Source organism: Mycobacterium hainanense (assembly GCF_041890355.1).
GTDB classification, from domain to species: Bacteria; Actinomycetota; Actinomycetes; order Mycobacteriales; family Mycobacteriaceae; genus Mycobacterium; species Mycobacterium hainanense.
Genome location: NZ_CP169059.1, coordinates 5,672,660 through 5,694,757, shown reverse-complemented (window position 1 = coordinate 5,694,757; position 22,098 = coordinate 5,672,660). Strand labels below are relative to the sequence as shown.

The 22,098-nt window shown below is 68.4% G+C and carries 20 protein-coding genes and 1 pseudogene; 11 read left to right on the top strand and 10 right to left on the bottom strand.

Annotated elements, in window-relative coordinates; all coding sequences use genetic code 11:
• Window positions 1-129: 129 nt before the first annotated feature.
• The 4 genes from ACEL92_RS26825 to ACEL92_RS26810 form a co-directional block, all read right to left on the bottom strand.
• A complete protein-coding gene (locus tag ACEL92_RS26825) occupies window positions 130-1,521 on the bottom strand; it encodes an alpha/beta hydrolase (RefSeq protein WP_374023572.1) in 1,392 nt (463 codons plus the stop codon).
• A 134-nt stretch (window positions 1,522-1,655) separates the two neighbouring features.
• Window positions 1,656-3,896, bottom strand: a complete 2,241-nt coding sequence (locus tag ACEL92_RS26820; RefSeq protein WP_374023571.1) for a heavy metal translocating P-type ATPase — start codon at window positions 3,894-3,896, stop codon at window positions 1,656-1,658.
• Window positions 3,893-4,105: a heavy-metal-associated domain-containing protein gene (locus ACEL92_RS26815; protein ID WP_374023570.1), complete on the bottom strand. Its 213-nt coding sequence runs from the start codon at window positions 4,103-4,105 to the stop codon at window positions 3,893-3,895. The genes ACEL92_RS26820 and ACEL92_RS26815 overlap by 4 nt, the downstream gene beginning before the upstream one ends.
• 77 nt (window positions 4,106-4,182) lie before the next feature.
• Window positions 4,183-5,004, bottom strand: coding sequence for a mycofactocin-coupled SDR family oxidoreductase (locus tag ACEL92_RS26810; protein WP_374023569.1), 822 nt, complete (start codon window positions 5,002-5,004; stop codon window positions 4,183-4,185).
• Window positions 5,005-5,143: 139 nt separating this feature from the next.
• On the opposite strand from ACEL92_RS26810, the gene ACEL92_RS26805 reads away from it, so the two are divergent.
• Together ACEL92_RS26805 and ACEL92_RS26800 are read left to right on the top strand one after the other, a co-directional pair.
• A complete protein-coding gene (locus ACEL92_RS26805; protein WP_374026402.1) occupies window positions 5,144-5,614 on the top strand; it encodes an SRPBCC family protein in 471 nt (156 codons plus the stop codon).
• Window positions 5,615-5,727: 113 nt separating this feature from the next.
• A complete protein-coding gene (locus ACEL92_RS26800) occupies window positions 5,728-6,177 on the top strand; it encodes a DUF417 family protein (protein WP_374026401.1) in 450 nt (149 codons plus the stop codon).
• Here ACEL92_RS26800 and ACEL92_RS26795 read toward each other — a convergent pair.
• Entirely contained in the window at window positions 6,101-6,775 is a 675-nt protein-coding gene (locus ACEL92_RS26795) for a TetR/AcrR family transcriptional regulator (protein ID WP_374023568.1), read from the bottom strand. The genes ACEL92_RS26800 and ACEL92_RS26795 overlap by 77 nt on opposite strands.
• 143 nt (window positions 6,776-6,918) lie before the next feature.
• Here ACEL92_RS26795 and ACEL92_RS26790 point away from each other — a divergent pair, with 143 nt between their 5' ends.
• The 5 genes from ACEL92_RS26790 (at window position 6,919) to ACEL92_RS26770 (ending at window position 14,042) form a co-directional block, all read left to right on the top strand.
• On the top strand, window positions 6,919-7,554 hold the full coding sequence (locus tag ACEL92_RS26790; RefSeq protein WP_374023567.1) for a TetR/AcrR family transcriptional regulator: 636 nt from the start codon (window positions 6,919-6,921) through the stop codon (window positions 7,552-7,554).
• A gap of 62 nt (window positions 7,555-7,616) precedes the next feature.
• Entirely contained in the window at window positions 7,617-9,416 is a 1,800-nt protein-coding gene (locus tag ACEL92_RS26785) for a flavin-containing monooxygenase (protein ID WP_374023566.1), read from the top strand.
• Window positions 9,413-11,056, top strand: a complete 1,644-nt coding sequence (locus tag ACEL92_RS26780; protein WP_374023565.1) for a flavin-containing monooxygenase — start codon at window positions 9,413-9,415, stop codon at window positions 11,054-11,056. The genes ACEL92_RS26785 and ACEL92_RS26780 overlap by 4 nt, the downstream gene beginning before the upstream one ends.
• A 136-nt stretch (window positions 11,057-11,192) precedes the next feature.
• Window positions 11,193-12,260 (top strand): sulfate ABC transporter substrate-binding protein, encoded by a 1,068-nt coding sequence (locus ACEL92_RS26775; RefSeq protein WP_374023564.1) that lies wholly within the window; start codon window positions 11,193-11,195, stop codon window positions 12,258-12,260.
• A gap of 15 nt (window positions 12,261-12,275) precedes the next feature.
• On the top strand, window positions 12,276-14,042 hold the full coding sequence (locus ACEL92_RS26770; protein ID WP_374023563.1) for a SulP family inorganic anion transporter: 1,767 nt from the start codon (window positions 12,276-12,278) through the stop codon (window positions 14,040-14,042).
• 11 nt (window positions 14,043-14,053) lie between these two features.
• Here ACEL92_RS26770 and ACEL92_RS26765 read toward each other — a convergent pair whose 3' ends face one another.
• The 5 genes and pseudogenes from ACEL92_RS26765 to ACEL92_RS26745 form a co-directional block, all read right to left on the bottom strand.
• Window positions 14,054-14,890, bottom strand: coding sequence for an SDR family oxidoreductase (locus tag ACEL92_RS26765; RefSeq protein WP_374023562.1), 837 nt, complete (start codon window positions 14,888-14,890; stop codon window positions 14,054-14,056).
• A gap of 35 nt (window positions 14,891-14,925) precedes the next feature.
• Window positions 14,926-16,218: a sodium:proton exchanger gene (locus ACEL92_RS26760; RefSeq protein WP_374023561.1), complete on the bottom strand. Its 1,293-nt coding sequence runs from the start codon at window positions 16,216-16,218 to the stop codon at window positions 14,926-14,928.
• Between the two features lie 260 nt (window positions 16,219-16,478).
• A complete protein-coding gene (locus ACEL92_RS26755) occupies window positions 16,479-17,297 on the bottom strand; it encodes an SDR family NAD(P)-dependent oxidoreductase (RefSeq protein WP_374023560.1) in 819 nt (272 codons plus the stop codon).
• The gene (locus tag ACEL92_RS26750; RefSeq protein ID WP_374023559.1) at window positions 17,298-17,711 is read right to left on the bottom strand and encodes a nuclear transport factor 2 family protein; all 414 of its coding nucleotides are present in this window, start codon (window positions 17,709-17,711) and stop codon (window positions 17,298-17,300) included.
• A gap of 10 nt (window positions 17,712-17,721) precedes the next feature.
• A pseudogene (locus tag ACEL92_RS26745) lies at window positions 17,722-17,829 on the bottom strand (zinc-binding dehydrogenase); the annotation flags it as partial.
• Window positions 17,830-17,976: 147 nt separating this feature from the next.
• Here ACEL92_RS26745 and ACEL92_RS26740 point away from each other — a divergent pair.
• The 4 genes from ACEL92_RS26740 to ACEL92_RS26725 all read left to right on the top strand — a co-directional run bounded on the left by ACEL92_RS26740 (window position 17,977) and on the right by ACEL92_RS26725 (window position 22,088).
• Entirely contained in the window at window positions 17,977-18,840 is an 864-nt protein-coding gene (locus ACEL92_RS26740; protein WP_374026400.1) for a helix-turn-helix domain-containing protein, read from the top strand.
• Between the two features lie 9 nt (window positions 18,841-18,849).
• The gene (locus ACEL92_RS26735) at window positions 18,850-19,779 is read left to right on the top strand and encodes a LysR family transcriptional regulator (protein WP_374023558.1); all 930 of its coding nucleotides are present in this window, start codon (window positions 18,850-18,852) and stop codon (window positions 19,777-19,779) included.
• 92 nt (window positions 19,780-19,871) lie between these two features.
• On the top strand, window positions 19,872-21,278 hold the full coding sequence (locus ACEL92_RS26730; protein ID WP_374023557.1) for an MmgE/PrpD family protein: 1,407 nt from the start codon (window positions 19,872-19,874) through the stop codon (window positions 21,276-21,278).
• 45 nt (window positions 21,279-21,323) lie between these two features.
• Window positions 21,324-22,088 (top strand): DUF2127 domain-containing protein, encoded by a 765-nt coding sequence (locus ACEL92_RS26725; RefSeq protein ID WP_374023556.1) that lies wholly within the window; start codon window positions 21,324-21,326, stop codon window positions 22,086-22,088.
• Window positions 22,089-22,098 lie beyond the last annotated feature (10 nt).

Genomic DNA, 22,098 nt, shown 5'->3' with positions numbered 1-22,098 from the left:
CGCGCCGGTCCGACCCGCGGAGGGGTCGTCCGTCGCGCACAAAGTCGTCAGCCATCAGCAGCGAACCGTACCACTACCAGGGCGAACATTCCGGATGCGTTACGGGAGGGTCAGCTGTGAATTTTGTGGTCAATGTGGTTCGCCGCCGCCCCGCTCAGGCAGCTGCACCGGCTCGGCTGCCGGCGTACCCAGCGTTGAGGCCAGCCACGGCAGAGCCGCGGTAAACGCCTGGGCGGCGAACGGCCAGTCGTGCTTGCCCGGCTGACTGACCACGGCGCAGCTGATGCCGTTGGCCGAGGCGGCCGCGCAGAGCGCGTTCGCGGCGGCGTCCTGGCCTTCCGGGTTGGCGGCGGGGTCCGTGCCGACCGCGCCGGACGTCGGATTGGCTTCCTCGGCGACGTTGCGCGGTTCGGACGATCCCGGGACGTCGAACCATCCCGACAGCCCGGTGTATCGACCATGCCGCGCGATCACGGTGAGCGGGTCGAACGCGGCCCAGGCGGTCCGGTTGCCGTCGAACAGCTTAGCGATCGTTTGGTCCTTGGGGCCGACGTTGGGGCTGCGGTCACCGGCGATGTCCACGAACGCGCTGAACAGTTCCGGGTGCATCACGGCCAGGTCGACCGCGCAGGTGCCGCCCATCGACCATCCGGCGACGCCCCAATTGGCTCGATCGGCGCTGACGGCGAAGTTGGACACCATGAAAGGGATGACGTCCTTGGTCAGGTGGTCGGCGGCATTGCCCCGGCTGCCGTTGACGCACTCGGTGTCGTTGTCGAACGAACCGGTGGGGTCGACGAACACCAGCACGGGGGAGAAGCCGCGGTGCGCCGCGGCGAAGTTGTCGATGGCGGTGAAGGCGCCACCGGGGCCCAGCCAGTCGGCCGGGGTGTTGAAGGCCGAGCTGATCATCATGACCGCCGGCAGGCGAGGTGGCGGATTGCTGTTGAACCATGCAGGCGGCAGGTACACCAATTCCCGGCGGTGGCGGAAGTGGGAGGCGTTGTCGTCGATGTCCACCGGCACCACCACGCCCTTGCTCGGCCTGGTCCCGGCGACCTGCATTTCGGTCACGCGCAGGCGGTCGATCTGGTCGGGCAACGGGACCGAGGTCAGCTGGTTCCACGCGGCGAGCGCCGTCGGGAAGTAGCCCACCCAGCTGTTCAGGGCCAGACTCGCGCACAGCACGCACAGGGGGATGGACAGCACCGCCACTGCCCGGCGCCACCACCGTGCGCCCGGCCAGCCCACCAGGAAAACCGCGGCGGCCAGGCCGGTCGCCGCGATCCACAGCCACAGCGTCGTCGGCGCCGGGTCGCCGGCCACGCCGAGCGACGTGATGTACCAATATGCGAGAGCGGTCGTTGCGGCGGCCGCGATCACGGCCACGGGCAGCACCCGCTTGAGCCACCGCCGGGCACGCCACTGGATCGCGATGATCACCACCAGCAGAGTCAGTGCCTGCACGGTCGGCGGAAACCAGCCGTGCAGCAAGGACAGTCGTCCGAAGAATTGGTCCAACGGTCGTTGCCTTTGCTGAGTCGATCGCTGCGCGGGGGCGGACCCGTGGTCAGTTCGAACGCGGTGGGTCGGCAACAACTATCCCACACCGGCCCCACGGGCCCGCCTGCCATCGCGGCGTGTGGGCGTGGCCGTTAGGAGGCTGTGACGCTGGTGAAGGAGCGCAGCCGCAGGCTGTTGGCGACGACGAAAACGCTGGAAAACGCCATCGCGGCGCCCGCGAGCATCGGGTTGAGCATGCCGAGCGCCGCGAGCGGGAGCGCGGCGATGTTGTAGCCGAAGGCCCAGAACAGGTTGGCCTTGACGGTGGTCAGGGTCCGCCGGGACAGACGGATCGCGTCGACGGCGGCGCGTAGGTCACCGCGGGTGACGGTGAGGTCGGCGGCTTCGATCGCGATGTCGGTGCCGGTGCCCATGGCCACCCCGAGATCGGCGGTCGCCAGGGCGGCGGCGTCGTTGACGCCGTCGCCGACCATCGCGACGACCCTGCCCTCCGACTGCAACCGCGTGATGGCGGCGACCTTGTCGGCGGGCAGGGTTTCGGCGATGACCTGCGCAATGCCGACCTCGGCGGCGACGCGCTCGGCCACGCCCCGATTGTCGCCGGTCAGCAGGATCGGTGTCAGGCCGAGGTCCTTGAACCGCCGGACCGCTTCCGCGCTGGTCGGTTTGACGGTGTCGACGACGACCAGGACCCCGCGGGCCCGGCCGTCCCAGCCGACGGCGACCGCGGTCTTGCCCTCGGCCTCGGCCCGCTCCTTCTCCGCCAAGAGCTCATGGTCCAGCGGCTGGCCACAATCGGCCAGCAGGCTCACGCGACCCACGGCGACGGTGTGGCCGTCGACGAGGCCACGCACGCCGTGGCCCTCGAAGTTGGTGAATCTGTCGACCGCAGGCAGCCGGCCGAGCTCCTCCTTGGCAGCCTTGGCGATGGCGCGGGCGGCGGGATGCTCGGAGGCATCCTCGAGCGCCCCGGCGTAGTGCAGCAGCGTCGCGCGGTCCGTCCCCTCGCCACCGATCACGTCGACGAGCGCCATTTTCCCGGTCGTGACGGTGCCCGTCTTGTCGAGCACGATCGTGTCGACATTGCGGGTGGATTCGAGGACTTCGGGCCCTTTGATCAGCACCCCGAGCTGGGCCGCTCGGCCGGTTCCGACCAGCAGGGCGGTCGGGGTGGCCAGCCCGAGCGCGCACGGGCAGGCGATGATCAGCACCGCGACGGCCGCGGTCAGGGCCGCCGTGGCCGGGAATCCGAGCGCGAGCCATGCGCCGAGCGTCGCCAGGGCAACCCCCATGACCACGGGGACGAACACCGCGGAGATGCGGTCGGCGAGCCGCTGCACGTCGGCCTTGCCCGCCTGCGCCTCCTCCACCAACTTGACCATGTGCGCCAGTTGCGTGTCGTCGCCGACCCGGGTGGCGCGCACCACGAGCCGTCCGCCGACGTTGACGGTGGCGCCCGTGACGCTGTCGCCCTCGCCGACCTCGACGGGCACGGACTCTCCGGTGAGCATCGAGACGTCCACGGCGGAGGAACCCGAGACCACGACGCCGTCGGTGGCGACTTTCTCCCCGGGCCGCACCAGGAACTGGTCCCCGACAGTGAGGCGGTCCACAGGGATCCGGGTCTCGACGCCGTCTCGCAGCACGGCGACGTCCTTGGCGCCGAGCTCGAGCAAGGCGCGCATCGCGACGCCCGCCGTCCGCTTGGACCTCTTCTCGAAGTACCGTCCGGCCAGCAAGAACAGGGTCACGCCCGCGGCGACTTCGAGGTAGATGTTGCCCGCACCGTCCGAGGGTCGGATGGTCAGTTCGAAGCGGTCATGCATTCCCGGAGCTCCGGCCGTGCCGAGGAACAGCGCGTACAGCGACCACAGGAAGGCCGACAGCGTGCCGACCGAGACGAGGGTGTCCATCGTGGCGGCGCCGTGCCGGAGGTTGGCCCAGGCTGCGGCGTGGAAGGGACGGCCACCCCACACCACGACAGGCGCCGCGAGGGCCAGCGACGCCCACTGCCAATAGCGGAATTGCAGGGCGGGGATCATCGCCATGGCGATCACCGGGGTGGCGAGCATGAGGCACGTGATGAGGCGGGTGCGAAGCGCGGCCAGGTCGGTGTCGGCGCCCTCCCCGGGGGCCGGCTCCTCCCGGCGTTGCGGCAGGGCGGCGGTGTAGCCGGCCTGCTCGACGGCGGCGATCAGCAACTGCGGGTCGTATCCCGAGGGAACCGTCAGGACGGCCTTTTCGGTCGCGTAGTTGACCGTGGCGGCGACGCCGTCGAGCCGGTTCAGTTTCTTCTCGATGCGGGCGGCGCAGGACGCGCACGTCATCCCCGCGATCTCGAGCTCGATATGGCTCACCGGCACTGCGCTCATGCGACCAAGACGGCCTCGTAGCCGGCCTCGTCGACCGCGCCGAGGACGGCGTCCGCGTCGATCGGAGCAGAACTCGTGATCACCAGCCTGCCGGTGTCGGCGCTGACGTCCACGCGCTCCACGCCGGGGAGGCGGCCGACCTCGTCTCGCACGGCGGATTCGCAGTGGCCGCAGCTCATCCCGTCGACCCGGTATTCGCTCGTCGTCATGGTCTCCCTTCCGGTACCCCACAATTCTGCCTGGTCGGATCGCATCCAGGTTTGGCAGTGTCGGTCGTCGACCGGAATCAGACGTAGCCGACGCCGATGTCGACCGAAACCTGGGTGGCGGTGACCAGCCGCGACTGGTCGGAGGCCAGCCACGCGACCGCGTCGGCGATGTCCTCCGGCTGGGCGATTCCCTCGGGCAGCAGCGGCTTGTGCAGGCCCCGCAGGTGCGGGTAGGTGTCGGCGGCCGTCCTCAGGGCGTCGCGCATGCGGCCCGTGCCCATCGGCGTCGCCACCGCTCCGGGATTGAGGCTGTTGACGCGGATGTTGTGCCGGCCGAGCTCGGCGGCAAAGGCGCGGGCCATCCCGACGACGGCGTGCTTGCTCGCGGTGTAGTGGATCATGAACGACTGCATGTTGATGCCGGCAGCGGAGCCGATGAGGATGATCGAGCCGCCGCGGCCGCCGTCGATGATGTGGTGGGCGCCGGCCATCACCGTGTTCCAGGTGCCGGTCACGTTGGTGTCGATGGTGTCGCGGAACGCTTCCGCGGTGATCTGGTCCCACGGCGCGGGACTGCAGATCCCGGCATTGGCCACGATGATGTCGAGGCGGCCCAGCTCGCCCACGGCCCGGTCGACCGCCGCCTTCAGCGCGTCGAGGTCGCGGATGTCGACGGCCTTGGTGATGGCCCGTTTGCCGTTGGCGCTCACCAGCCTTGCCGTTTCCGCCAGGTCTTCGGGCGTCGGCGAATCGTAGGGAACGCTCGGCGGTAACGGGCCGGCGATGTCGACCGCGATGATGTCGGCGCCTTCGGCGGCCAGGCGCACGGCGTGCGCCCGACCCTGCCCCCGCGCGGCGCCGGTGATCAGCGCCACCTTTCCCGAAATAGATTGACTCATAGGTGGTTTCGGCTCCTCTCGGGGTGGGCGCCCGGTCACGCGCATCGCGGCCCCTGGCGAGGCGGGGCACTTCCCTGTTCTGAATTCGACTCGGCGAGCGTAGCGTCGAGCTGACGCTGCCGGACAGCCGAAAGGAAAGATCATGACCAACGTTGTCGACGCGGGTCCGCGGCGGGTGAGCCGGTCGGTCGAGGTGGCGGCCCCAGCCGCTGAGCTGTACGCGATGGCCGCCGATCCGCGGCGGCACAGCGAATTGGATGGGTCGGGCACGGTGCGTGACAACATCAAGGTTCCCGCGGAAATGGCTGTGGGATCGAAGTTTTCGACCAGCATGAAGATGTACGGCCTGCCGTATCGGATCACCAGCACGGTGACGGCGCTCAAACCCAACGAACTGATCGAATGGCGTCATCCGCTGGGACACCGCTGGCGGTGGGAGTTCGAGGCGCTCTCGCCGACCCGGACGCGGGTCACGGAGACGTTCGACTACAGCCGCGCCGGTGCGGTCAAGAATGCGCTGAACTACTACCAGCTGATTGGCGCGGTGAAGGCGAATGCCGCCGGCATCGAGGCGACGCTGGCCCAGTTGCGGGATCGCTACGCCGGATAACGGTTCTCCCGGCGGGTGAACAAAACCGGATGGCCACTCGTGGCTGCTCTGTGGACAAAATCGAATCATCCGTGATCACCCGCAACCCAGCCCCCGTCGCCACCGGTTCCCGCCTGGCGCAGCCGTTGACGCTGTCGGGCCGATTGATCAGCCGGTACGGGTTGGTCATCGTCTTGGCCTGGATCGGATTCGGCAAGTACGTGAAGATGGAATCCCGTGTGCTGATTGACCACAGCCCCCTGATGAGCTGGATCTACGACGTGCTGAGTGTCACCACCGTCGCGCGACTGCTGGGCACCATGGAAATCGTCGCCGCGATTCTGATCGCCCTGAGGCCGGTGTGGCCGCGCGCGTCGGCGCTCGGGAGTGCGCTGGCGGTCGTGCTGTTCCTTGGCACACTGAGTTTCCTGTTCACCACGCCCGGCGTGGTCGCGACCCATGCGCATGGCATTCCGGTGCTGTCGGCGCTGCCGGGGCAGTTCCTGCTCAAGGACTTGGTGCTGATCGGCGTCGCGCTGTGGACCTGGGGTGATTCGCTGGCGGCGCGAACAGCGCCCCGCTGATCAACTCCTTCGCCGAAGCCAGCGTGGCGGCGTAGGCGTCGGCATCCAGGACGGCTGCGCGCTCGGTGAGACCGCGCGCGAGCGCATGGATCGCGTCGGCGGCGGCCCCGGTGTCGGTGCCCGCAGGCAGCGCACCGTCGGCCCGGGCGTCGCGCAGGATCTCGACGATGTTGCGGCGCAACGCGTTGAGCCCGAGATGCTTCGGTCGGCCGGGAACCGGATGTTCATTACTCTCCGCGCGCACCGCGCGATCGAACGCGGCCAGGTGCGGTTGCTCGCGCATCATCCGGCTCGCCTCATCCAGTACCGCCGCGAGCCGATCGACTACCCCGTCGCCCCCCGCGGCGGCGTCCTGCAGCCGCCGGACGGCGATCCGCTCGATGTCCTCGACGGCGGCGCTCAGCAATTCGGACTTGTTCGGGAAGTAGTGGTAGAGGCTGCCGCTCGTCATGTCGGCGGCGCGGGCAATCTCGCGGATTGTGGTGCGGGAGTAGCCCCTTTCGGCCACGCACCGCATGGCCGCGGTGATGATGCGTGCGCGGGTCTGCTCACCGTCCGCACCCACCGGGCGTCCCAATTGCGAGGGCGGGACGCTCATGCGGCAAGGTACCCGTCGCGGCGCAGCCCCTCACGCACCGTGCACCTCCGCAGGGAACCCCGAACTAATCGATCACTCGATTATATTCGACCATGTCAGGCACCGAGAGCCGGCGGACAGGACGCGCGAGTGGGGACAATGCGGTGACGCGGGCGCAGCGGGGACGGCCCGTCGGCGCCAGCGGTGAACAGACCCGCCAGCGGATCATCGCGGCCACCATGCACTGCGTGGCCATGGTGGGCTACTCGCGAGCCACCATTCGCGAAATCGCCCGCGCCGCGGACGTCACCAGCGCCAACCTGTACAACTACTTCCCGAACAAGGCCGAGCTGATCAAGGCCGCCATCGCGGCGCGCACCGATGTCGCGTTGCCACGGCTGCGCGCGGCCGCCACGCGGTCCGGGAGCGCGGTCGACCGGATCGAAGCGGTACTCGACGAATCGGGCCGGCTCATGCGCGAGTATCCCGACCTCGCGGCCTTCGAGTGGGTGATCCGCGCCGAAGGAGCGGTCGGCACCGACCCACAAGTCGAAGGGCGCACGGGATTTCAGGCTTTCCGCGAGATCATCGAGAGCGTCGTCGACGACGGCTACCGGCGGGGCGACCTGGCGCAGCATCCCGACCGGGACAGCGTCGTCGAGGCCGTCTACGCGCTCGTCTACGGGCTGGTCGAGCTGGCGGCCACCTCGCCGGCGCGCGATTACCACGCCGCGCTGGACGCGGCCAAGAAGATGATCAGGGGAACGTTGTTCGTCAGCGGACGGGATAGCCGCAGGTAGTCGCCGGAGGCGTTGATATGATCAAGCGATTGATTATATAGTCGGGCCGAGAGGACCGGGCCTTGACTGAAACCGTTGGCGCGACGTTCGACGTCGACGCGCTGCGACGCAGGTACGCCGAAGAGCGCGCGCGCCGATTGCGCCCGGACGGCATCGCACAGTACGTGGAGACGGCGGGCGCATTCGCCCGCTTCGCCGACGACCCGTGGGCGGACGGTGAATTCACGCGCGAGCCGCTGACCGACGAGGTCGATGTCGCGGTCGTCGGCGCCGGGTTCGGCGGGCTGCTGACGGGGGCGCGGCTGCGTCAGCTCGGCGTGGAGAGCGTGCGGCTCATCGACAGGGCGGCCGACGTGGGCGGGACGTGGTACTGGAACCGGTATCCGGGCATCGCCTGCGACGTCGAGTCGTATGTGTACATGCCGCTGCTGGAGGAGCTTGGCTACGTCCCGACCGAGAAGTACGCCAAGGGGCCGGAGATTTTCGCCCATTGCCAGCGCATCGCCCGGCACTACGACCTCTACCGCGACGCATGCCTGCAGACCGACGTGCACGAGATCCGCTGGGACGCCCAGGAATCCCGGTGGATCCTTCGCACGAACCGCGGCGATGAGATGCGGGCCAGGTTCGTGTCCATGGCCAACGGCTATCAGGCCAAGCCCAAGCTGCCGGGCATCGAGGGCCTCGGCGCCTTTCGCGGGCACGCCTTCCATACCAGCCGGTGGGACTACGCCTACACCGGCGAGAATTTGGAGAACTTGGCCGGCAAGCGCGTCGGCATCATCGGCACCGGTGCCACGGCGATCCAGTGCGTTCCTCACCTCGCCGGGGCGGCGCGGCGGCTCTACGTGTTCCAGCGCACGCCGTCATCGGTCGACGTCCGCGCGAACCGCGAAACCGATCCGCAGTGGGCCAACACCTTGGGGCCCGGCTGGCAGCGTCAGCGCATCGAGAACTTCCAGATCCTGACCGCCGGCGGCCAGGCCGACGAAGATCTCGTCGCCGATGCCTGGACGAGCATCACGCGCAAGCTGCCCGTGATGCGCCACGACGGGGACGGCGTCGTGGACCCCACGCAACGCGGACGCGACATCGAGATCGCCGACTTCGCAAAGATGGAGGAGATCCGGGCGCGAGTCGACGACCTCGTCACCGATCCGGCCACCGCGGAGGCGCTCAAACCGTGGTACGGCTACTTCTGCAAACGCCCGTGTTTCCACGACGAGTACCTGCAGACGTTCAACCGCGATAACGTCACGCTGGTCGACACCCGCGGCCGCGGGGTCCAGCGCATCACCGAGTCCGGTGTGGTGGTCGACGGCGTGCCCTACGAGCTCGACTGTTTGATCTTCGCAACCGGGTTCGAGGTGGGCACCGACTACTGCCGACGCACCGGGTTCGAGTTGATCGGTCGTGACGGGGTCTCGCTGACCGAACATTGGGCCGGCGGGGTGCGCACGTTCCAGGGCCTGTGCACGTCGAGGTTTCCCAATTGCTTCATCGAAAGCATCGCCCAGGCGGGGCTGACGGTGAATTTCCCCTACCTGCTGGATGTCCAGGCAACGCACGCGGCGTGGATCATCGCGTGGGCGCTCGAGCGCGGCGTCGCCGAAGTGGAGGCCGCACCCGATGCCGAGGCCGCGTGGGTCGACACGGTTGTCGCGCGGTCGGCCGCCAGCGCCGAGCGGGCCCAGACGTGCACCCCGGGCTACTACAACCGGGAGGGCAAGGCGGACGCCAAGACTCGCCAGGGCAGCTTCTTCTTCGGCGGACCCACCGAGTACGCCGACTTACTGCGCGCGTGGCGGGTGGGTGGCGACCTGCAGGGCTACCTGATTCGCGGCGGGACGGCCGGGCCGTGACCAGTCCGCGGGCCCGGTGGCGCTACGGCGTCGGGCGGTTGCGGGCCGCGACCCGGCGCCGGCGCCCGCCCCGGGTGGCCATCATCGGCGCCGGCTTCGGTGGCCTCGGCGCCGCCGTCGCACTGCGCCGGGCCGGCATCGACGATCTGGTGATCATCGAGGGCGACGACGGCGTCGGAGGCACCTGGCGGCGCAACACTTATCCGGGCGCCGCCTGCGACATCCAAAGCCACCTCTACTCGTTCTCGTTCGCGCCCAACAAGTCGTGGAGCCGTACCTACGCGCGGCAGCCCGAGATCCTGGCCTACCTCGAATCGGTGGCCGACGATTTCGACCTGCGCCGGCATCTCATGCTGGGCACCCGCGTGCGCTCGGTGCGCTGGAACGACGGGAGCTGGGAATGCGAGCTCGACCGCGCAGGACACGCCGCCAGCTTGTCCGCGGATGTGGTGGTGTGCGCCGTCGGATTGTTCGGCGCCCCAAAGCTTCCCGACATCCCGGGCCTGAGCGACTTCAGCGGCGCGCTGATGCACACCGCGCGCTGGGATCACCATGCCGATCTGGCGGGCAAGAAGGTGGCGGTCATCGGCACCGGCGCGAGCGGGGTCCAGGCGGTCCCCGAACTGGCCACGATCGCCGGCCGCGTGAGCGTCTTCCAACGCACACCGCCGTGGATGGTGCCCAAGGACGACCGCCCCTACAGCGCCACCGAATTGGCGCGGTTCCGCCGAAACCCGCTGGCCGTGCGCCGTACCCGCTGGCAAATCTGGAAGTTTCAGCACGACAACACCGCGACCTTCGCCGATGACCCCGTTGTGACGGCGCGCACGCGGGTCGCGACGTCGTTTCTGGAACGCACCGTCGACGACGAGCGGCTGCGCCGGGCGTTGACGCCGGACTATCCGTTTCGCTGCAAGCGCGTGCTGTTGGGTGATGAGTTCTATCGGGCGTTGCAACGCGACAACGTGGAGTTGGTCACCGACCCGATCGAGCGGATAGATGCATCAACCGTGCTGACCGAGGCGGGGCGCAGGGTCGAAGCCGACGCGATCGTGCTGGCCACGGGGTTCGAGACGTCCCGTTATCTCTCCGGCATCGAGGTCGTCGGACCCGGTGGAAGCCGGTTGCACGAGCGTTGGGGCGAGGATCCGAGCGCGTATCTGGGCGTCGCGGTCAGCGGCTTCCCGAACTTCTTCATGCTTTATGGCCCCAACACCAACCAGGGTGGCAACTCGATCGTCTACATCCTCGAAGCCGGCGCGCGACTGATCGCCAGCGCGGTCAGCAGGGTGGCGCGCAAGGGCGGCTACGTCGACGTCCGCCCGGAGGCCGAAAAGCGCTATAACGACCAACTTTCCGCGGACCTGGAGCGCACCATCTGGACCCAGTGCGACAGCTACTTCCGTTCGCCCACCGGCCGGATCGTCACGCAATGGCCGTACACCGAGCTGGAGTACGCCCGGCGCACCTGGCGGCTGAAGAGGCGGGACTGGTCGCACCGCAGCGGCAACCAGCCGGCGATGCCAGCGCAGCCCGAAGTCGATGACACCCCGGATCAGGTGGCCGGCGGTCAGGTCGGCGTACACGTCGTTGATGTCGTCGAGCCGGTAGCGCTCGGTGATCATCTGGTCGAGGAGTAACTGGCCCGACCGATGACGCGCACTTATTTTCAGGCTGATTCTCACCGCTGCACCCGGGTGAGCCGATCGTTAACATGCTTAAAAGTCTTGGCGCCAGACGAACCCGTCGGAGCCATTGCCGCGGGAGGACGCCTCGATGCTGGACGCGCGTCCGAGCCCCCCGCGGCTGCGGGTCAACTGGCTTACCGTCCTCGGCGTTGTGGCCATACTGGTTGCGGCCGGGGCCATCGCGGTCAAGAACGCATCTCCCCAGGGGGCCAATCGGATCCTCAACGTCTCCTACGACCCGACGCGCGAGCTGTACACCGCCATCGATCGGACATTCGTCGCGCAATACCGGGCCCGAACCGGAATCACCCTGGACATCAAGGAATCTCACGGCGGATCCGGACGACAGCTGCGCAGCGTCCTGGACGGCAGCCAAAAAGCCAGCGTCGTGTCCCTGGCGCTGATCAGTGACATCGACACGCTGAGCAAGCGGGGCCTCGTCGCGGCCGACTGGCAGCGGCGGTTGCCGAACCATTCGGTGCCGTACACCTCGACCATCGCCTTCGTCGTCCGCAAGGGCAACCCCAAGGGCGTCCACGACTGGCCCGACCTGATCAAGAGTGATGTGTCCGTGGTGACCCCCAACCCGCGCAGCTCGGGCAACGGCCAGCTCAGCGTGCTGGCGGCCTGGGGTTCGGTCACCACCCGCGGCGGCAGCCACGCCCAGGCGGCCGACTACGTGCGGACGCTGTTGCGCCACGTTGCGGTTTCCGACGCCGGCGCGCGCAGCGCCGGCGACAGCTTCACGCTGGCGAAGGTCGGTGACGTACAACTCACCTGGGAGAACGAGGCGCTGCGCGAGGTCGCCGCCAACAAGGACGAACTCGAGCTCGTCTACCCACCGGTCAGCATCCTTGCCGAGCCCGCGGTGGCGTGGGTGGATGCCAACGTCACGGACGGGAAGACGGCCGGCTACGCGAAGGCCTACCTCGACTACTTGTTCACCGACGCGGGGCAAGAGCAGGTGGCGCAGTACGGCTATCGGCCGTTCAAGCCAGAAATCCTTGCCCGGCACGCGGATTGGCTGCCGCCGCTGACCCTCTTCCCGGTCGGAGCGATAGCCAAGGACTGGGCCGACGCCCGAGAACAGTTCTTCGGCACCAACGGAATCCTCGACGCGATCTCCGCGCCGCCGGGCGCGGTATCGGGAACGTAGCGGAAGACGAGCACGGTGGCCATCGCCTTCAATTACGACCTGGTGAAGGGTCGGCACGATCTGATCGCCGGGCTCACCGTGGCCGCGATTTCATTTCCCCAGGCGATGGCGTACGCGCTGATCGCCGGGGTGGATCCCCGGTTCGGCGTGTACTCGGCCATCGTCGTGACGATCGTCGCCTCGGTCTTCGGATCCTCGTCGCATCTGATCAACGGTCCGACGAGCGCCATCTCGCTGCTCGTGTTCACGGCGCTCGCGTTCATCGACTCGGAGAACGCGACCGAACTGTTCGAGGGACTGTTCCTGTTGGCCGTGCTGGTGGGGGCATTCCAGATCCTGATCAGCTTGTTCAAGCTGGGCAATCTGACCCGCTACATCTCCGAATCGGTGATCATCGGCTTCATGGTGGCGGCTGCGTTTCTGCTCGCCATCGGGCAGCTGGGCAACGCGCTTGGCGTGCGGGACAAGGGCAACGGCCACATGCAGGTGCTGCGCCGGGTGTGGCTGACGCTCACCCACGGTGACCACGTCAACTACCGCGCCCTGACGCTGAGCGCCGCGGCGGTGGTGCTGGCCGTGGTCTTACGGAAGCTGGTGCAGCGGTATCGGTGGCCGCAGGTCGACATGCTCGCCGTGCTGATCATCACCGCATTGATCGCGTATTTGGCGGGCTGGTCGGTTCCGGGCTCGAACGGACATACCGCGGTCGCGGTGGCCGCAAAAATCCCGCGCAGCCTGCCCAGCGCGCACGTTCCCGAGGTACACGCCGACTGGCTGCCGCACCTGTCGTCGGGTGCGCTGGCCATCGCCTTCGTCGGCATCATCGAGGCGCTATCGATCGCCAAAGCCATTGCCTATCAGACCAACCAACAGATCGACTACAACCGGCAGATCATGGCCGAAGGCCTGGCCAACCTTGCCGGCGGTTTCTTTCAGAGCCTGCCGGGCTCGGGTTCGCTGTCGCGGTCGGCCATCAACTTCCAGGCCGGCGCCCGTACGCGATTCTCCGGAATCGTCTCCGCCGCAACGGTGGCCGCGGCGCTGCTGCTGTTCGCACCGTTGCTGAGGTACGTCCCGCAGGCGGCGCTGGCCGGGCTGCTACTGGTGACCGCGGCGCGGCTGGTCGACTTTAGGCGCCTGGTCTACACGCTCAAGGCGTCGAAGTACGACGCCGGCCTGGTGATCGTCACCGCGTTCACCGGCGTGGCGGTCGACCTGGACAAGTCGGTGCTGCTCGGTGTGGTGCTCTCGATCCTGCTCTTCGTCCCGCGGGCGGCGAAGCTCAAGGCGAGGGAGCTCATCGTCACACCCGAACGTGTTGTGCGCGAGCGTATCCCGGGCGACGCGGCGGATCCATCGATCGTCATCTACGACCTGGAAGGGGAGTTGTTCTTCGGGGCCGCGCCGGAGCTGGACCGCTACCTGTCCACAATCAGCCGGCGGGTCGCCGAGGACGGCATCACGTTCGTGGTGTTGCGGCTCAAGCGAGTGCGGCATCCCGACGTGGTCTGCATCGAACGCATCGAGCATTTCCTGCGCGACGAGACCGCCCGAGGGGTGACGATCCTGCTGGCCGGGGTGCGACCGGATACGCTCGGCGTCCTGAGCAATGTCGGGTTCCAAAGCTGGTTCCCCGCCGAGCAGGTCTTCCCCGAGGAGGACGAGGAATTCTCGGCCACACTCAAAGCGGTGCGCTACGCACACCACAAGATCGACGGGACGGCGCCGCTCACGACGCCGGCCGAAATCGCTCCGCACCCGGAGCTCTACTACCTGGTCTGACGCCGGCGGACTCAGCCGGCGGCGGCCGCCCGGGCACGCTCGGTCATCGAGGCGATGACGCCGCCGTCGTTGAGGATGTCGGTGCCGGTGAGGTAGCCCGCCTTGTCACTGGCGCAGAAGGCGAGCAGTTCGGCCATCTCCTCGGCCTTGCCCCACCGCGGGACTGCGGCGTTGGTGACCATTGCGCCCGCGCCCGCCTGCTCCTCGAGCCTGCCCATCTCGGTGTCGATCGAGCCCGGCGAAACCGAGACGATGCGCAGCGCGCGCCCGTTGAACCTCTCCGCCTGGGACTGGCTATACCACTTCACAAAGCTCTTGCTGACCGCGTAGGCGATGCCGGACCGCGCTTCCTCGGGCACGATGTTGCACGTCGTCATCAGGGCGTCCAGGAAGGCGTCGGCGTCGCGCAGCGCGAGCGGAAATTGGTCCACCGGAACCATTTCCGCGGGCAGGATGTGGGCCGCCATCGAGGCTACGTTGACGATCACTGCGCCCTCGCCGGCCGCGGCGTAGAACGCCTCGTTGACGTTGAGCGTGCCGAGCGCGTTGGTCCGCATGACGTAGTCGGCGGACCCCATGCTGGGGCTGACTCCAGCGGTGTGGATGACCGAGGCGAGCGTCCCAAGGCCCTGCGCCGTTTCGAGCAGGTCATCGACCGCAGCCCGGTCGGTGACGTCGCAGTCGACGGCTGTCGGCGTCATCCCGAGCTCTTCGAGCGCTGCTGCCGCCGCCTTGAGCCGGTCCTGCCTGACGTCGGCCAGGACCAGGGTGTGGTCGCGGCCGACGATCCTGGCCGTGGCCAGACCCATGCCGCCGGCGCCGCCGGTGATCACCGAAATTCGATTCATACCGTGGACCGTATACGGCCGGCGATCGCCGGATGCTAGGGCTCTGGTACCGGATGGTGGGGGTGACCGGTGTGCCGGATGGCCGTCCCGAAGAACGGCGCGCGCAGGGTGGCGGTTACGTGCCGGCGGTAGCGGATCAGCGCGACGACGGCCACCACGGCGTAGACGGCGCAGAGCAGCAGCCGGCCGTGCGTCGAGGCGATCGGGAATTGCACGATGAACAACCCCAGCAGCGTGCACGCCGCGGCGCGGTGGAATCGCAACGCCAACAGCAGCGCCACGCCCATCATGGTCTGGGTGGCCGTCAGGAGCATTTCCTCCACCTGACGCGGGTCGAGCTGCAGCGAGAATCCACCGCCGCCCAGCAGGTGGGCGACCGGCAGCGACCCGATCAGCAGCGTCCACTGGTTGACCTTGGAGGAGATCAGGGTGGCGATGGCCGCCGTGCCCTTGCCCCGGGCGGCGAAGATGGTGGCGACGATGAACTCGGGGGCCTCGGAAGCCAGTGGGGCGAGCCACTGGACCAGCAGGAACCGGTCGATGCCCAGCTCAGTTCCCGCGGCGACCAAGTTGTCGGCGAACGGCTTGGCGCACAGCAGAATCACCGCGCCGGACACCAGGAAGAGGCCGACGACGACGATGCGCCGCCCGCGATCGGGCAGCTCCCCGAGGGCGGCGGCCGTCCCGATCAAATCGGGCTCCTCGACGTCGCCGTGGCTGATCTTGTACAGGTAGAAGCCGAACCACGCCAGCAGCGCCAGCCCGAGGCCGAAATGGATCTGCCCGCTCGCCGGGATCGCGAAGGCGACGACACCGGCGATCAGCAGGAACCCGAGTTCGACGCGATTGGTCGGCTGCAGCGCCAAACCGGTGGCGTTCTTCGCCCCGGCCTTGCGCGCCACGACGATGCTGACCAACACCACGACGGGCCAACCCAGACCCATCAGCAACCGGTTCGAGCCCGTCATGTTGGCGGCGGCGTATTGCGTGTAGTCGGCGTTGTGGCCGGAGACATACGCGTAGTACAGGTCGACGGCGTATTCGGGGAGCACCGCGATCAACGCCAGGATCGCCGTCGCCAGACCGCCGGAGACATCGATGTGGGCGGTTTCCGCAGCCCAGGCCAGCAAGAAGCTCGCCGAGACGACCGCGGCCCCGTAGATCAGCAGGGCGAAGACCGCGTCGGGGTGCAGGCCGACGATGCGGATGATCACGGCGGGGGCGACGAATGCCGCGGTGATCAATCCCGAACGAGTCAGGGTGAGACGCCGTGACCGCTCTGCCGTCGCGGTGGCGCCCGCGGGCCTGTCGGTGGCGAGCATCATCATCCTTCGATTGGCAGGGGTGGCGACTAAGAGCGGCTGCTCCCGGGTGGATAGCCGTGCCTAACGCCTCCCTAAAGTACCCGGGAGGCGCGCCGCCAGCAACGTCGTCGGCCGACGGAGTGTCGTTGCGCTCCGGCTCATCTTTGCTGGCCAGAACTATGCACCGGCAAAGTTAGGTTGGCCTGATTTTGAAGTTTGGCAAACCTTCCACCGTGAGGTTCGTCCCTGCGCAGTATGACGGCCCGGCAGCGGGGAAGGTTCCACTAATTGCCGGGACCCATGGCCGCCGCCGCGGCCTGCGCGAACAGTGCTACGGCCTGGTTGCGGGTTAGCGAGGCCAGCATTTGTTCGGCGGCGCGCATCATGTCGCCGACCATCAGCGTCGGCCCATTGCCCAGGTTCTCGAAGGCCTCGGCGATCACGTCGGTCACGGCCGCCGCGCCCGGCGGCACCTCGTGGAGCGAGCCGATCTGTCCGCGGCTGTGCTCGAGTTGCCGCAACGCGGGCGTGTCGGTCTTGCCCAGGATGAGGCCCAGGACGTCGACACCCTTGTCGTGCAACTCGGCCCAGAGCGCTTCGGCGAACACCATGTCGAACGCCTTCGTCGCGCCGTAGGCGACCATGTTGGCGCCGCCGGCCAGGCCGGCGCCAGAACCGAACAACACGATGCCGCCGCGGCCCCGCTCCACCATCGGGGCGGCGAAATGGTGGCACAATTGCATCGGCACCATGCAGTTGCGCTGCACCATCGCTTCGGCCACCTCGATCGGATTGGCCAAGAACGGCTCGAAGTTCGGGTCGGCGCCCGCGCAGTACACCAGGAAGCCGATCTCCAGGTCGCCGGTCGCCGCGGCGATCGCCGCCGCCGCGCCCGGTTCGGCGAGATCGATGGCAAGAGTGCGCGTGGACACCGACGTGTCACTGCGGATCTCGGCCGCGACGTCGTCCAGAACGGCCCGCCGGCGGGCGATCAGCACGACGTTGACGCCACGCTCGGCGAGCCCGCGCGCGAATGCCGCGCCCACCCCGTCCGAGGCGCCGGCCACCAGCGCCCACGGCCCGTATTTGGTTGCGAACGTCATCTAGGAACCCCCGACCGTCGTCAGCCGCAGCTGGGTGTAGCGCCGGCGGGCGATCCGCCAGCCGTCCGTCGTGCGCACGATCTCGTCGTCGTAGAAACCGATCGCGTTGACCCCGGAGTTGTTGTCGGCGGCCATGATCAGCCCGTCGATGTAGGTCCGCGCGTTCGCCTTGTCGCCATCGACGGTGATCGCTTGATTGGTCAGCCGGTGCAGCGTGTGCCCCGCCAAGGCGTGCACCTGCTCCATGAAGTCGGCGACGGCGTCGACGCCCGACCACGATCCGATCTCCCCGGAGTCGAGCTGGCAGTCCGGCGAGAACACCGTGCGAAACAGCGGCCAGTCGCGCCGGTCTATCCCGGTGGCGTAGCGCACCAGCAGCTCGCAAATGTCCTGGCGGTCCTCGCGTTCGGTCATGACAGGCCTCCGTCGGATGGACCACAATGCGCGGTGAACCGTCCGACCGGCGGGCCAGTTCGAGCGCATCGGGCATTTCGTCGAGGCCGATCATCTTGCCCGCGCTGGGAAGCGGATTCGAACCGGCCGTTTCTCAACACCGCAGCGCGCATACGCGTGGCTTTCTCGAATAATCGATATAAGATCTCGAATGTTCGTTCAACTCTAAATCGTGCGGCGAAGGAGTCAAGCCATTCGCGGAGCGACGTCTGCGCCGACGGCCCGGGTGCTCGACGTGGTCGAGCTGCTGGCCCGGTCCGGGAATGCGCGGCTGCGGTTCTCCGACGTGGTACGCGAGCTCGATCTCACCCAGGCGACGGCGCACGCGATCCTGAAGACGTTGTGCGACCGCGGGTGGGCCAGCCGAGACCCGGTCACCAAGACGTTCACTCTGGGCCCGGCGCTGGCCGTCGTGGCGGCGCGAACGGACACCGCCCGCCCGCTGGCCCACGCGGCGCGCTCCGCGGCGCTGCGGTTGTCCCGCGAGGTCGGCTACGCCTGCTCCGTCGTCGAGCGGTTCGGGGATTCGTTGGTGGTCACCGCCTTTGAGGGCGAGCCCGCCACCCAACCGTCCGGGATACCGGGCGATCGTATCCCGTACGCTCCGCCCTTCGGGGTAGCCCTGGCCGCCTGGGACGAGGAGGACGAACAACGCGCGTGGATCCGCCGCGGCGCGGGCGACAACCCCGATCGCATCCGGCGCCTGGAGCAGGTGCTGGCGCGCACGCGTGAGCGCGGCTTCGACGTCGACTGGACGACGCCGGCGCTGGCGCAGGCCGCCCAGGTGGTCGGCACGTTGGACAGCGCTGACATGCCGCTGCCGGTGCGCCACATCATGGATCAGTTGCGCGTCGAATTCACCACCATCGGCTTTTTGTCCGACGACAATCCGGGCCGGCGCAAGCAACCCGTGGTGACCATCGCGGCACCCGTTTTCGACGAGCGCCAGGTGGCGCTGATGGTGGCCGTGCACCCGCTGTGCCCGCTGTCCGCGCGGCAGATCCGGCAGATCGGTAAGCACCTGACCGACGAAACGACGGCCGTCAGCGTGGGATCGCGGCGGCCCGGCGCGGTCGATCGCGCCGTCTAGGCTGCGCGTATGGAATTGCGGCAGCTGCGTTATTTCGTGGCCGTCGCCGAGGAGTTGCACTTCGGCCGGGCCGCCCAACGCGTCCACATCTCCGGGCCGGCGCTCTCGCAACAGATCATTGCGCTGGAGCGCGAACTGGGCGCCGACTTGCTCGCGCGGGACCGACGCAGCGTTCGACTGACGGAGGCCGGGCGGACGTTTCTTCCGGATGCACGCCACATCCTGTCGCTGGCCGACGACGCCAAGCGCCGGCTGAAGCAGGCGGCCGCGCGCAGCACGCCGGTGCGCCTGGGTTACGTCAGTTGGCTGCCCGAGGACATCACCGCCCTGGTGGGTTCTGGCGCGGACCTGCGCCTCGACGAATGGGTGCTGCCGTCGCACACGCAAGCCGACCGGGTGGCCGACGGCACCCTCGACGTCGCGTTGGCGTGGGTCACCGCCGAGCAAGTCAGTGAGCGTGGTTTGATCGCGCACCTGCTGAGAGCGGAGCCGTTGCGCGCGGTTCTGCCCGGCGCCAGTTCGGCGGAACCCGTTGCCGCGCAACGGCTCAGCGTGCTCGTCGACGCCGACGAGTCGGCATGGTCGTCGTGGAACCGCTACGCCACCGAGTTCGCGGCGACAGTCGGTGCGCGCGTCGTGCACATCGACGACGGCGGCATCACCGGGGACGCGTTTTACGCGCATGTACGCAAGGTGGGCGCGGCGGTGCTCGCGTCACCGAAGCGCCATACCGCGGCGCTGCCACCGAGTCTGGGACAGCGTCCCGTCGCCGCGCCGATACCGCTGTGGACATGGTCGCTGTTGTACCGGCGAGACGACGACCGCACCAGCGTGCGCGAGGCCGTGGACGCGCTGCTGGCGATCGCGCGCACCCGCGGCTGGCCGGACCCGCCCGCCGGGCGGTGGTGGGTCCCGGCCGGCGATCCCCACCTGCGGTAAGAACACGCCCCGAAGACTGGTAAGAGAACGGTCCTGGACGGCGATCCGGCGCCGCGCTTCAGTGAAGTGACCAGCCCGGAAGGCGAAAACTCATGGCAGAGACCTACCTTGTCGATCAACTGGCCGGATTCGTCGTCGGGGCGGCGCCGGCGGACCTCACGGGACGGCCACGGGCGCTGCTGAAGCGCAATGTGCTCGACAGCATCGCCTGCGCCGTCGGTTCCCTGGACGGCGAGCTGATTGCGATCATTCGCGAGCACACCGCTCAGTTCAGTGGCGTCCCCACCGCGACCCTGGTGGGCGGCGGGCGGGCGTCGGTGGACCAGGCCGCGTTCTTCAACGCGGTGCTGGTGCGCTACCCCGACCTGCTGGACACCTATCTGACGGTCGGAGGACTGTGCCATCCCGCCGACAACTTCGGCGCGATCCTGGCCGTTGCCGAGCACACCGGCTCCAGCGGAGCCGATTTCCTGCTGGCCCTGGCGGTCGCCTACGAGGTGCAATGCCGGTTCAGCGCCCAGGTGCCCGTGATGGCGCGGGGACTCAATCATGCGCTGCAGCTGGCAATGTCGGTCGCAGCGGGCGCGGCCAAATTGCTCGGCCTGGGCGTCGACGAGACCGCCAACGCCATTGCGGCCGCCGCGACCGACAACGTGTCGCTGGCCACCGTGCACGCCGAACCGGTCTCGAACTGGAAGGGCATCTCACCGGCCATCACCGGCATGCGCGCCGTCTACGCGACCCTGCTGGCCGCCCGCGGCGTAACCGGCCCCAGGTCGTTGTTCGAGGGTCCGCACGGCCTGGTCCAGCTCTTCGAGCAGCCCATCGACCTCACCACCGCCGATCGCGAGCTCGCCTGCGTCGAGCGGACCTACCTGAAGCAGTACTGCTCGCTGATCCACGGACAGGTCGTCATCGACGCGATCTTGGGGTTGCGTGACGAGCACGCGTTGCGCGGCGAGGACATCGCGCGGGTGACCCTCGAGGTCTTCCAGGGCGCCTATGACTTCGCCGGCGGCGGGGCCTACGGAGCCAAGGATGACCCTCGCACCAAGGAGCAGGCCGACTACAACCTCAAGTACCTCGTCGCGGTTGCGCTCCTCGACGGTGGGGTGGGCCCCGAACAGCTGGACACCGAGCGGGTCATGCGCGCCGACGTGCAGGACCTGCTGACCCGCGTCGACGTCGAGCCGGCCGCCGACCTGACCGCCGACTACCCCAACCGCACCGCCGCCCGGGTCCGCCTGCTGACCCGGGACGGGCGCGAATTCGACCGTGAGCAAGCCGATTACGAGGGTTCGCCGACCCGGCCCATGTCGTGGGAGCGCGTCGTCGACAAGTTCGAATGGCTCGCTGAACCCTTCAGCGCCGCAGCGCTGCGCACCGAGATCGTCGCGGCGGTCGATCACCTTGACGAGATACCGGTCTCTGAACTCACCGCTCTGCTGGGGGCGGTGAGCCCCCGCGCGCAACGGCCGCGGGCCAACCCGCGGTTCTGACGCGCCCTCTTGCGTGCCCCGCCGCGGGCAGTGCGATGATCGGCCATGCGCAAAGATCAGGGCGTCAATCGGTGGGAGTTGGTCACCTGCGCGATCGCGGGACACGCCACCTATGCGCCCGGCGAGGAGGATCTCGCCGCCCGGCTGAGCGGCACCACCGGGCTCGGGGAGGTGTGGCGGTGCCTGCGTTGCGGTGAATTCACCGTCGGCGCGCCGCATGGGCGGGGGCGAGCCGAAGATGCGCCGATGATCATGCGCGGCAAGGCGTTACGCCAAGCGATCATCATCCGCGCGCTCGCGGTGGAACGCCTGTTCCGCGCGGTGGTGATCGCCCTCGCCGCGTATGCGGTGTGGAAGTTCCGCGGCGCCCGGGGCGCCATCCAGGCCACCCTCGACCGTGACCTGCCGATCTTCCGGGCGGCCGGGTTCAGGGTCGACCAGATGACGATCGTGCACGAACTCGAAAAGGCGCTGGCGGCCAAGCCCTCCACCCTGGCGCTGCTGACCCTGATGCTGGCCGGCTACGCGCTGCTGGAGGTGGTCGAGGGCGTCGGCCTGTGGTTGCTGAAGCGCTGGGGTGAGTACTTCGCGGTGATAGCCACGTCGGTGTTCTTGCCGTTGGAGATTCACGACCTGGCCAAGGGCATCACGATGACCCGCGTGGTCACCTTCACCATCAACGTGGCCGCCGTGATCTACCTGCTGTTCTCGAAACGCCTGTTCGGCTTGCGGGGCGGACGCGAAGCGTACGACCGGGAACGACGCGGCGAGCAGCTACTCGATGTCGAGAAGGCCGCCGGCAAAACCTGAGGTCCGAGGC

Excerpts from the sequence above, each read along its gene's own strand:
- ACEL92_RS26765 (WP_374023562.1), bottom strand. The coding sequence starts at position 14,890 with ATGAATCGAATTTCGGTGATCACCGGCGGCGCCGGCGGCATGGGTCTG.
- ACEL92_RS26815 (WP_374023570.1), bottom strand. The coding sequence starts at position 4,105 with ATGACGACGAGCGAATACCGGGTCGACGGGATGAGCTGCGGCCACTGC.
- ACEL92_RS26760 (WP_374023561.1), bottom strand. The coding sequence starts at position 16,218 with ATGATGATGCTCGCCACCGACAGGCCCGCGGGCGCCACCGCGACGGCA.
- ACEL92_RS26735 (WP_374023558.1), top strand. The coding sequence starts at position 18,850 with ATGGAATTGCGGCAGCTGCGTTATTTCGTGGCCGTCGCCGAGGAGTTG.
- ACEL92_RS26755 (WP_374023560.1), bottom strand. The coding sequence starts at position 17,297 with ATGACGTTCGCAACCAAATACGGGCCGTGGGCGCTGGTGGCCGGCGCC.
- ACEL92_RS26750 (WP_374023559.1), bottom strand. The coding sequence starts at position 17,711 with ATGACCGAACGCGAGGACCGCCAGGACATTTGCGAGCTGCTGGTGCGC.
- ACEL92_RS26810 (WP_374023569.1), bottom strand. The coding sequence starts at position 5,004 with ATGAGTCAATCTATTTCGGGAAAGGTGGCGCTGATCACCGGCGCCGCG.
- ACEL92_RS26725 (WP_374023556.1), top strand. The coding sequence starts at position 21,324 with ATGCGCAAAGATCAGGGCGTCAATCGGTGGGAGTTGGTCACCTGCGCG.
- ACEL92_RS26730 (WP_374023557.1), top strand. The coding sequence starts at position 19,872 with ATGGCAGAGACCTACCTTGTCGATCAACTGGCCGGATTCGTCGTCGGG.
- ACEL92_RS26775 (WP_374023564.1), top strand. The coding sequence starts at position 11,193 with ATGCTGGACGCGCGTCCGAGCCCCCCGCGGCTGCGGGTCAACTGGCTT.
- ACEL92_RS26820 (WP_374023571.1), bottom strand. The coding sequence starts at position 3,896 with ATGAGCGCAGTGCCGGTGAGCCATATCGAGCTCGAGATCGCGGGGATG.
- ACEL92_RS26795 (WP_374023568.1), bottom strand. The coding sequence starts at position 6,775 with ATGAGCGTCCCGCCCTCGCAATTGGGACGCCCGGTGGGTGCGGACGGT.